Genomic DNA, 9,464 nt, shown 5'->3' on the forward strand with positions numbered 1-9,464 from the left:
AGGCAAAACAATGATTCTTGATGCATGGCAAACAATTTGGGCTTGCGTGGGTTTAAGCCTCTTGATTCTGGTTGTGGATGGTCTGCTGGCTGGCCGTGCGGGCCCCAGCAAAACCGATTTGGTTCGTCAAAAAAAGCGAGACAATCGAATGGTCGGGCTTGGGAAAGGAGCAAACAATGAGTAATGCGCGCGCGCATCGCGCGGCCTGGCTGGCGGCCATTGTTGTGGTGGCTTTGGGTTTTGGTATTGCCTTGGTTAAAGTGTTTAACGAGAACCTGGTTTTTTTCTACACCCCCACTCAAATACTGGGTGGCGAAGTGCCCACAGGTGAAAAAACCTATCGCCTGGGTGGCATGGTCGAGGTGGGCAGCGTTCAACGCGAAGCCGACTCATTAAAAGTTCGTTTCGTGGTCAGCGACCTGAACAACAAAGTGCCGGTCGAGTTCAATGGCATAGTTCCCGATTTATTCAAGGAAGGCACAGGCGTTGTTGCAGATGGCCAATGGGACGGCACCACATTCAAAGCCTCTGAGGTGTTGGCCAAACACGATGAAGACTACATGCCGCCCGGAGTTGAGCAGTGATCGCGTTGATATCCCAGTTCAGTTTGGCCTTGGCCACCGTGTTGGCCTTGTTTGGCGCAGTCGCTGGTTTTGCCGCAGTGCGCGGGGTATATAGCCATGCGCCAGCAGTCCCTTTGTTGAACTCGATTCAACGCAATGTGCTGCTGGTCTCTGGGCTCGTCGGTATTGCCTTTGTTGGTTTGGTCTATTCCTTTGTGATCAGCGACTTTTCAGTTCGCAACGTGGCTGAAAATTCCAACCTGGCGTTGCCGGTTTTTTACAAGGTGGCCGCAAGTTGGGGTTCTCATGAAGGCTCCTTTTTGCTTTGGGTGCTCATGTTTGCAGGCTGGACCCAAGCTGTGGCCTGGGCCAAATTCGAGGTGTCGGCTTGTTTCAAAGTGCGCGTACTGGCCACCTTGCAATTGGTGCTGGTGGGTTTTCTGCTTTATTTATTAATTGCCAGCAATCCCTTTGAATACCTGTACCCCACACCCGTGGACGGGCGAGACCTGAACCCGCTGCTGCAAGACATCGGCATGATCATTCATCCGCCCCTGTTGTACATGGGTTATGTGGGCTTCGCAGTGACCTTTGCCTTCGCAGTGGCTGGTTTGCTGGAGGGCCGATTCGACATGACCTGGGCGCGCTGGAGTCGCCCCTGGACCAATGTGGCGTGGGCGTTTCTGACCATGGGTATCGCCTTGGGAAGCTGGTGGGCTTACCGGGAACTGGGTTGGGGTGGTTGGTGGTGTTTGGGACCCGGTCGAAAATGCATCTTTGATGCCTTGGCTGGCGGGTACCGCGCTTATTCACTCACTTGCGGTTTCAGAAAAACGCGGTGCCCTGAAAAGCTGGACCTTGCTTCTGGCACTCACCACCTTTGCCTTGTCTCTGCTGGGTACATTCCTGGTTCGCTCGGGTGTGCTTACCTCGGTGCATGCTTTCGCAACAGACCCTGAACGTGGCGTGTTCATTCTCGCCTTGTTGTTTATTGTGGTGGGCGCTTCCTACATTCTGTATGCGCTTAAAACAGGTGAAGTGGGGCAGGGTGGCAATTTCAAGGCCACCGGGCGGGAATCGCTGTTGCTGTCCAACAATGTGCTCATGAGCGCTGCCTTGGTGGCCGTGATGTTGGGTACTCTTTACCCCTTGGTGGTCGAGGTGATCGGCGGGCGGAAAATGTCAGTGGGGCAGCCTTATTTTGAAGCCATGTTTGCGCCCATTCTATTGCCCGCGGTGTTGCTCATGGCCTTGGGCCCCGATTCGCGCTGGCGCGAAACCTCGTTGGCGCAATACATCAAGCCCGGGGCAGTAGCGCTTGCTGTTGCCGCGCTAGTGTTGTTGGGAGCAGCGCTGTTCAATGGTTATTTCAGCCTGTTGTGGGCTGTGGGTGTGGTGTGTGCAGTGTTCATGGCGGTGGCCACGCTGGCTCATGCTGCGGTGGCCACGCGCAAAGCAGGGGCAAGCATTCCTGAAAGTGGTTTGCTGTATCGCATTCGCCGTTTGTCTCTTTCGTATTGGGGCATGGTGCTTGCGCATTTGGGAGTGGCCGTGTTTGTGGTGGGCGTCAGTTGGGTAAAAACTTTCGAGACTGAAACCGATGCCGTGCTAAAGCCAGGAGAAACTTCGGAAATAGGCCCATGGCGAGTTACTTTCATTGGAGTTGATTCGGTGCAAAGGCAAAACCATGTGGCTGCTCTGGGCGTGTTCGAGTTAACCCGTGGCGACGGCACGGTGATCCACTTGCTGGAACCTGAGAAACGTCGCTATCAAAGTTCAGAACAAATCATGACTGAGGCAGCCATTCACAGTGATTGGTTCTCCGACGTGTACATCGGCCTTGGCGATGCAGTTCAAAGCAGCGCAAACTCCGGGGCGTGGGGCGTGCGCCTGTATTACAAGCCATTGATCAACCTGATTTGGTGGGGTTGTGCCTTGATGGCACTGGGTGGTTTGCTTACCGTGTTTGATCGCCGTTACCGGCCCAGAAAGAATGCGGTGGCGGCATGATCAAGAAACGCTTGCGCCTGTATTTGCCAATTTTGGTCTTGTTGTTTTTGGGTGTGTTTTTGCTCCGTGGTTTGTGGCTTGACCCCAAGAAATTACCCTCCGCATTGATTGGTAAGCCCGCGCCTGCGGTAGTGCTTCCCGTGCTCATCTTTAACGGGCCAGAGGCTGATGCAGTACAAATTGCCGACATTCAAACACTGCAAAGTATTGATGCACTGAAAGGCCAGCCTTGGGTACTGAATGTGTTCGCATCGTGGTGCCAGGCTTGCTTGGTGGAGCACCCGCATTTCATTGCGCTGGCAAAACAGAAAAAAATCAAACTGGTGGGGTTGGCTTACAAAGACGACCTGGCCAACACCCGCCGTTGGCTGGCGCAATATGGCAATCCTTATGATTTGATCCTGATTGACCAGCAAGGGCAGTACGGAATTGAGTTGGGTGTGTATGGCGTGCCCGAAACTTTTTTAATGAGCGCCAACAACACCATTATTCACAAGCAGGTAGGGCCAATACCTGCCGACTATTTCGACAGCATGGCACTGCCCGCAATAGAGGCTTCCCGATGAATGTGAATGACCTGAATGCAGCAGAGAAAGAACAGTACAAAGAAGTGGCCAGCGAGTTGCGTTGCTTGGTGTGCCAGAACCAGTCGCTGGCTGATTCTCATGCTTCCTTGGCAGTCGATTTGAAAGACAAAATTGCCGAGCAAATTCGTGCTGGCAAAACCAACGAAGAAATTAAAAGCTACATGCAAGATCGCTATGGCGAGTTTGTGATCTACAAGCCCGCTTACAGCATGGAAAATGCGGTGTTGTGGTTGGGGCCATTTGTGGTGTTGCTTATTGCCGTGGTGCTGGCGCGCAAGGTGGGGAAGAGCAAAGCCAGCGCACCTACCGCTGAAGCAAGCGCACAATGGGCAGAAAACTTGTACACCAAAACTAAAAACAAAAAAGACAGCTGATTGATGCTGCGGTTACAGAACCAGTAGCTGCTCGTTAATTTTTTTTGCCTGCTCAGGCGGTACCCCCGCCAGCGATGCGAATTCAGGCCAACGTTTAATGGCTTGGCGAACTTCTCGAATAACTTTGGGTGCGGAACCTATTGCAAAGCGCTCCGCCTCTTCCAGCAAATCAAGCTCAGTGAAATTCTTGAATTTTCCATGCACCGACATCAAATGTTGGTGAGTCCATTCACCCTCAGGGTTGTGTGCAAAGGTAATGTCGTAGGCTGGTGCCAGTTCCCAGCTTGATCCTTCCTTTAGCAAAAACGAAAAGTTCTTGGTGTGATCGTCGCAGTTCCTTCCCATCACATTGAATACCATGCGTCGAAACGCTTCTTCTTTTTGTTCATAAGGAAGTTGCAGTTTCACAATGCAGTCGAATAATTGAGCATAAGCATTCGTGCCTTTCTTTTTATAGTCCAGGTGGTTGAATGCGCACAGCGTTTGTATGTGATGACGCACATTGTTTGCAGCCCGGTCAAAACGGCGTGTCATAAAGTGCGCACGGCCGTTTTCCTCTAGTAATCGACATTCTGACATGGAAATTTTCGCCGCCCTGGCCATCAAATAATAGGCGTATTCAATTCGACCATAGCCTCCTGATGCGCCCAGTTCGTTGTCTTTGCCAATGCCGTCGAATTTTAGTAGCCAGTGTTCGAACCCTGGCGGTGTATCCACTTGTCCGGAACGAATTTCTTGCGTCTCGCGGTTCCATGCAACAACCGCTTTGGCACGGGCCCCACCAGCGGAGGTACCCACATCAATAATGCTGCGCAAGGCTGCATTTGTGTATTCATCTTCATCGTCGTCAAACTGACCAGTAACCGCTTTTCTGGCCTGTTCTACCAAGCTACCCAATTCAATTGAGGTGGCCACTCGCTTCGAAGGCCCACGGCTTGGTTTGAATGTGAGAGCACCCATGGCGCGGTTACTCATGTAGGCCAGGCGATCGAGTGCAGTAATGTCACTTTTAGACAAACCCCGCTCGGCCATGTAACGGTCAATCAATGCATTGCCAAAATCATCGGGCAGGGCATCGGCCAGCATGGCCGGTAACCGTTTGTAAGTTTCAACTGGCAGATCTGTGAACAAATATGGGTCGCCGTTGTTCAAAGGCATTTGTAGTGGGGCAGGTTCAATGCCGGTTTTTAGAAAGGCGGGTGCGTAGGCGAAGGCGTAATAGCCGTACACAGGGTCTCGCGCTACCGCACCCACTTGTTTTCCCCAAAGAAAAACCTCAACACGGTCCACGGGTTGATAGGCCGTGCTTTTTGTGCGTGCGATTTTCTTTTTGTTATTCATGACTTGCTCGGTTTGCGCCTTGCGCGCTGACGGGGTGCTGCTTTGGCCACCATGGTCATGGGGTTGATGGTTGCAACTGGTGCAATTGTGTCGAACCAGCTTTCCCGCCCCAAGGCGCGAACAACTTTTACCAGTGTTTGCAATGATGAACCTTCCCCGTTTTCCAAGCTTTGCAGCGCACGGGTACTTACACCGGCTTGTTCAGCCAGTGTGCGTTGGTCGGTGTTTCGGCTCAGGCGAAGCTGTTTCAGGTTTGCGCCCAAAGTGGTTTCCAGTTCCGCAAGCGTTTTTTGAGGCAATTTATGTTGTTCCTAAAATGTGTTTTTGCACGTTTTTAATTAATATTTTTTATTCTATACGCGTTATTTAGCGTATTGTAATAATTTAAATATTTCAAGTAAAGTTATGTTTTAAATCGCGTATAAACGCGTATTAGAGCCACTTTGTATTGTTAAACGCGTATTTCTGCGTAATAAAATTATTAAATTTTACTGGACTTGCCTAGGGCAGTTTTGCATGTTTACCCCGCAAATGCAGGGTGGCGCATGTTGCCTTGTTGCGTACAACAAGGCTGGGCGGCCCTTTGGCAATTGCTTACTTCCCAAGCAATAGGGTGCACGGATCAACGTGCTTGCTGTTGCATACTGATCCATTTACATTTTGAAGTTGTTGAAATTGCATTTCGAGCGCGTTTCTTGGCTTTGGTACCGGCCTGCGGTAGCCATGGTGGATTTTAGATTTCGGATTTTGAGTTTTGGTTATACTGTTTATTTGTACAGTTTATTCCTCAATCGCTATGCCGTAAAAAGGCCCCACTCAATTGAGGGGCTCTCAGGGGTGATGTTCGGATAAATGGATATCGCCGTTATTGTTCGATAAAACTAGTTATGCGTAGCAAACCATAAGCCACACGGACATCAGGTAGAAATATGTTTCATTTATTGGTTTCTTATCAGGGCTGGCCTGAATCTGGCGGAACATTGTCAAGGAGTAGGGTTTACATCCGAGAAGGCGATCCTATTGGCAGTAGGTTTTATACGAATGGTCAACTTGATGTTGTTAAGCTGAAAGAACATCCAGCACTCTTGGTGACTGAAACAGGTGGTAATGGACCACAATTCGCAAAGGTTGCATACATCACAAGCGTTGTTTTAGGCCCCTCTGATGCATCCATTCAATACGTAACAGATAATGGCATTTTCCCAATCTCTAACACTGAACTAGAAGGCCATCCTGTGGAATTGGGGTTGGGGCGGTTTGGCTTATCACATACATGCTGGAGGGTATGTGACGTTGATTTGTTTAAGCTCTTATTACAAAACCAACAAAAAAGGGCTGTTAGCCCTAAGGTATTTTCGTTAGAAGCGGCTTTTGCTCAGGATGAAAATCTTGTTTCGATAATGATGCCGTTTAGTGCTGAATTTAATCCTATATATACAACTCTTCAGCAGGCTACGACTGCTATCGGCTTCTCGTGTGTCAGAGCTGATGATATATGGGAGCACCATACAATAATCCAAGATATTGTAAATATCATAGCTAGAGCCAAAGTTGTGGTTTGTGACTGTTCGGGTAAAAACCCGAATGTTTTCTATGAGGCAGGAATAGCTCATGCAATAGGCAAGGAGGTTATTCTGATTACACAATCAGAACATGATATACCTTTTGATCTTCGCCACTTGCGTTATATCCGTTACCTGCCAAATGGAGAAGGCCTAGGCGATCTTTCTGTGTCATTACAGGCAAAGCTGCGCTCAATTAGAGGCTGGTAAAAATGCATAACCATTCCGTCGAGAGGGACCGCCCACAAGCTGCGCTTGTGGGTTCCCTTCGCGGCTTTGCCGCTACGGCGGCCCCTCACGTCAAACGTTAGAGCGCATAGAACCCTTATATGAGACCGAAAGCATGAAAGACGTGATTGAGGCAGTTAGCTCTAGGATCAAGACACCATACTTTGGTTATACAGTTCTCGCATTTTTTGCATTCAATTGGCGCGGTATTTTCTTGCTGGCAGCAACAAATGGCACGCCTCAAGATCGACTGGCCGCTTTTGACTCCATAACTAGTCATTACACGCTCGTTCTGTGGCCGCTGCTCGCCGGAGCGCTAGTTGCCGCCTCCGCGTATTGGGTTCAGTACATTTTCACGCTCGTATCTAGGAAGCCCTCCGGACTTGTTGATAACTTATATCTCGAGGCGGAGCACAAGAAAACCATCCGGCAAACTGAGCTTGAGCAGTCACGTTCAGACCTCTTTGCTGTAAAAGAGAAAGAGCTCATTGAACGGGCAAAGCGAGATGAGGAAGTTGCAGGTATTGAAGATGATGCCGCGAAAGAAAAGTTAGCGTCCCAGCTCGAAAGTCTACGACGTGAGCGCGATCAGCTTTCGGCTCAGTTGAAAGACCGTACATCTGTGGGCAAACCCTCTACATACAACCTTTCGAGTGAGGCAGTTGAAATATTGAAAGCAGCCTCCGAGAACAAGAATGGATCCATCCGCAAGCCTCAAACCTTGGGAGGTCGCTTCGTTCTAGCGGGTAGCAAATCATTTGGCGGGGAAGGCTCCCGGGAATATGCAAAATACGAAGCAGCTCTTGAAGAATTGGTAGGCCATGGGCTCGCAAAGGCAACTGGGTCTAAAGGCGAGATGTTTGATTTGACGCACAAGGGATGGCAAGTCGCAGATGTGCTCTAACAAATCATTGCAGCGGACGTTTGACCCGCCACCCATTTTGCTTTCGCAAAAACATACATCACTTCAAACGCCGCTGAATTCAAGCGTTAGGCCTTCTTAGGAAAATCTGATGACTGCAGAAGAAAAAAAGCAATGCTTTATCATCATGCCAATCTCCGACGCGGAAGGATATCCGACTGGTCACTTCAAGCATGTGTATGAGAACATCATCTATCCATCATGCGAGATGGCTGGATATCAAGCGATTCGAGCGGATGAGGTCAAAGCGACCAATCTCATTCATCTCGACATTCTTAAGAGGCTGATCGACACGCCCATTGCCATTTGTGATTTAAGTAGTCGTAATCCAAACGTACTCTTTGAGCTAGGTATTCGGCAAGCATTTGATCGACCCGTTGTTCTAATTCAAGAAGCCGGCACCCCAAAGATATTTGACATTGCACCTCTTCGCTATCTTGAGTACTCCAAGGATATGAAGTACCACGACGTGCTACGCATTCAAAAGGAACTCAAGGAGGCCATAGAAGCAACTGCTTTGGCCGGGAGTGATGCGAATAGTGTGAACTCAATAGTTAAGTTACTGGCACTTAACAGTCCAGCTAAAATTCCAGACTTAAAAGGCGCGAAAGAAGGCCTTGCTATTGAAGTTATGCATGCAGAGATGCGAGAACTACGCAAGATGATGGAAATGTCAATGTTTGAGCGAAATCGATCGCCTCGCCGGGGCGCGATTACCGCAATTGAGTTCGAGAGAATTTCAAACACGCTAGAAAAAATCCAGGCCACCAAACGTCTGCCATTGCCAGAGAGAATGGAGCAACTTCAAATACTTCTTCGTGAAGCTGAAGAGGCAACGATGAGGTGTGAAGAGAAGTCCGATCACATGCATTTCCGGCATCTAATGGAAAGAATCCACAGGGCCATCGGCGAATGCGTCTGAATACAGCCTAAATGTGAAATTCCGAGCTTATACCCGACTGTAGCGCAGGCTCCCAAATTCAGTGCAATGCCTCAAAATGAGCAGTAGCAAAAATGGCCTAACTAGTTGTTCAATAGGACGTCAACCCGCTTCGCGGCTTGTCGCCTGTTAGCGAGGGCGTTAGCCACAATGGAGAATACATGCTGAATCAAAAAATTATTACGTTTCTTGTTGGTACTTTAATCACCTCGTTAGCAATAGCAGCATCCGAGATTCCAGTTCCACGCAGTGTTGCAGGTGACAAAGGGAAGTATTACCTTCTTGAAAGGAAAAAAAGTGGGGGTGTTGTACGCGCTTTGCATAAGCGCGTTGGCGTTGACAGCGTTGGCTATACGCTCACGGAGACCAATTGCAAAACTATGAAAATGCGAGAGTTGGGTTACAGCGAAAATTCGCCATCATCCATCAAGGAGAATCCAACGAAGTGGTTTGAGTTAGTTCCAGGCTCAAGCAAAAGTGACCTTGCAAATTTTATTTGTCGATAGCGTATGGCTAACCTGTCATTCAAGAGGGACGCCTAACGGCGCCCCTCAATTCAAACGTTAGCCATCATGAAAATGCTTGTCGACGCAATTTCCGTTCTGCTGCTTGTAGCGCTTCTCGTCTTCATCCTATGGGAGGGATGGCAGCGCCGTGGTACCAAGCCGCTGGTTCTGAGTCGGGCGGAGCTAGAGCGTGGGTTTGTTCCCGGGGCGTCGGCTTACGAGTCTGCTCTATTTGTTGCCGCCGGCGCCGTATTGGTGGCTTCTTTAAGCTTTTTTGTGTATCCACCTCACCCACCGTTTGCGGGGCGTGGCGCTTTGATCGGGGCTGCGCTATTCGGCTGGTTCGGTCCGTTGGGTATTCCGGTTTGCACTCTGCTGCTTGCCGCAGCGTTGTTTGGTCTTGCCCTAACGCGCCGTCGCAGTCGGGAGGT

At 49.7% G+C, this 9,464-nt stretch carries 12 protein-coding genes and 2 pseudogenes; 12 read left to right on the plus strand and 2 right to left on the minus strand.

Annotation, left to right across the window (positions count from 1 at the left end; genetic code table 11):
- The first annotated feature begins 10 nt into the window (after positions 1-10).
- The 7 genes and pseudogenes from BSZ31_RS16905 to BSZ31_RS10690 all read left to right on the plus strand — a co-directional run bounded on the left by BSZ31_RS16905 (position 11) and on the right by BSZ31_RS10690 (position 3,534).
- Complete coding sequence (locus BSZ31_RS16905) at positions 11-184, plus strand: hypothetical protein (protein WP_168426938.1); 174 nt, start codon at positions 11-13, stop codon at positions 182-184.
- Positions 177-584 (plus strand): cytochrome c maturation protein CcmE, encoded by a 408-nt coding sequence (ccmE, locus tag BSZ31_RS10675; protein ID WP_008251122.1) that lies wholly within the window; start codon positions 177-179, stop codon positions 582-584. The genes BSZ31_RS16905 and ccmE overlap by 8 nt, the downstream gene beginning before the upstream one ends.
- 314 nt (positions 585-898) lie before the next feature.
- Positions 899-1,252 (plus strand): annotated as a pseudogene (ccsA, locus tag BSZ31_RS17390) (cytochrome c biogenesis protein CcsA); the annotation flags it as partial.
- 91 nt (positions 1,253-1,343) lie between these two features.
- A pseudogene (locus BSZ31_RS17585) lies at positions 1,344-1,421 on the plus strand (hypothetical protein); the annotation flags it as partial.
- Positions 1,422-2,573: a heme lyase CcmF/NrfE family subunit gene (locus BSZ31_RS17395; protein WP_240605784.1), complete on the plus strand. Its 1,152-nt coding sequence runs from the start codon at positions 1,422-1,424 to the stop codon at positions 2,571-2,573.
- Complete coding sequence (locus tag BSZ31_RS10685) at positions 2,570-3,139, plus strand: DsbE family thiol:disulfide interchange protein (RefSeq protein ID WP_105028737.1); 570 nt, start codon at positions 2,570-2,572, stop codon at positions 3,137-3,139. Before BSZ31_RS17395 ends, BSZ31_RS10685 begins: the two co-directional genes overlap by 4 nt.
- Positions 3,136-3,534: a cytochrome c-type biogenesis protein gene (locus BSZ31_RS10690; RefSeq protein WP_105028738.1), complete on the plus strand. Its 399-nt coding sequence runs from the start codon at positions 3,136-3,138 to the stop codon at positions 3,532-3,534. Before BSZ31_RS10685 ends, BSZ31_RS10690 begins: the two co-directional genes overlap by 4 nt.
- Positions 3,535-3,546: 12 nt before the next feature.
- Here the strand turns inward: BSZ31_RS10690 and BSZ31_RS10695 are convergent, their stop codons facing one another.
- Together BSZ31_RS10695 and BSZ31_RS10700 are read right to left on the minus strand one after the other, a co-directional pair.
- Entirely contained in the window at positions 3,547-4,875 is a 1,329-nt protein-coding gene (locus BSZ31_RS10695; RefSeq protein ID WP_105028739.1) for a type II toxin-antitoxin system HipA family toxin, read from the minus strand.
- Positions 4,872-5,174 carry a helix-turn-helix domain-containing protein gene (locus tag BSZ31_RS10700; RefSeq protein WP_206018592.1) on the minus strand — a complete coding sequence of 101 codons (303 nt, stop codon included), beginning with the start codon at positions 5,172-5,174 and terminating at the stop codon, positions 4,872-4,874. The genes BSZ31_RS10695 and BSZ31_RS10700 overlap by 4 nt, the downstream gene beginning before the upstream one ends.
- A gap of 630 nt (positions 5,175-5,804) precedes the next feature.
- On the opposite strand from BSZ31_RS10700, the gene BSZ31_RS17400 reads away from it, so the two are divergent.
- The 5 genes from BSZ31_RS17400 to BSZ31_RS17080 form a co-directional block, all read left to right on the plus strand.
- Complete coding sequence (locus BSZ31_RS17400) at positions 5,805-6,647, plus strand: hypothetical protein (RefSeq protein ID WP_105028740.1); 843 nt, start codon at positions 5,805-5,807, stop codon at positions 6,645-6,647.
- A 133-nt stretch (positions 6,648-6,780) separates the two neighbouring features.
- Positions 6,781-7,569: a hypothetical protein gene (locus BSZ31_RS10710; RefSeq protein ID WP_105028741.1), complete on the plus strand. Its 789-nt coding sequence runs from the start codon at positions 6,781-6,783 to the stop codon at positions 7,567-7,569.
- 109 nt (positions 7,570-7,678) lie between these two features.
- Positions 7,679-8,509: a hypothetical protein gene (locus BSZ31_RS10715; RefSeq protein ID WP_105028742.1), complete on the plus strand. Its 831-nt coding sequence runs from the start codon at positions 7,679-7,681 to the stop codon at positions 8,507-8,509.
- Positions 8,510-8,688: 179 nt separating this feature from the next.
- Positions 8,689-9,033: a hypothetical protein gene (locus tag BSZ31_RS10720; RefSeq protein ID WP_105029841.1), complete on the plus strand. Its 345-nt coding sequence runs from the start codon at positions 8,689-8,691 to the stop codon at positions 9,031-9,033.
- 66 nt (positions 9,034-9,099) lie between these two features.
- Positions 9,100-9,464, plus strand: a 365-nt coding sequence (locus BSZ31_RS17080) for a hypothetical protein (protein WP_206018593.1), incomplete at its 3' end; no start/stop codon positions are given.

Source organism: Limnobacter sp. SAORIC-690, assembly GCF_002954425.1.
In the GTDB taxonomy this organism is placed as follows: domain Bacteria; phylum Pseudomonadota; class Gammaproteobacteria; order Burkholderiales; family Burkholderiaceae_B; genus Limnobacter; species Limnobacter profundi.

Bases quoted from the DNA above. Each gene is read 5' to 3' on its own strand.
- BSZ31_RS16905 (WP_168426938.1), top strand. From the start codon at position 11: ATGATTCTTGATGCATGGCAAACAATTTGGGCTTGCGTGGGTTTAAGC.
- ccmE (WP_008251122.1), top strand. From the start codon at position 177: ATGAGTAATGCGCGCGCGCATCGCGCGGCCTGGCTGGCGGCCATTGTT.
- BSZ31_RS10685 (WP_105028737.1), top strand. From the start codon at position 2,570: ATGATCAAGAAACGCTTGCGCCTGTATTTGCCAATTTTGGTCTTGTTG.
- BSZ31_RS10690 (WP_105028738.1), top strand. From the start codon at position 3,136: ATGAATGTGAATGACCTGAATGCAGCAGAGAAAGAACAGTACAAAGAA.
- BSZ31_RS10695 (WP_105028739.1), bottom strand. From the start codon at position 4,875: ATGAATAACAAAAAGAAAATCGCACGCACAAAAAGCACGGCCTATCAA.
- BSZ31_RS17400 (WP_105028740.1), top strand. From the start codon at position 5,805: ATGTTTCATTTATTGGTTTCTTATCAGGGCTGGCCTGAATCTGGCGGA.
- BSZ31_RS10710 (WP_105028741.1), top strand. From the start codon at position 6,781: ATGAAAGACGTGATTGAGGCAGTTAGCTCTAGGATCAAGACACCATAC.
- BSZ31_RS10715 (WP_105028742.1), top strand. From the start codon at position 7,679: ATGACTGCAGAAGAAAAAAAGCAATGCTTTATCATCATGCCAATCTCC.
- BSZ31_RS10720 (WP_105029841.1), top strand. From the start codon at position 8,689: ATGCTGAATCAAAAAATTATTACGTTTCTTGTTGGTACTTTAATCACC.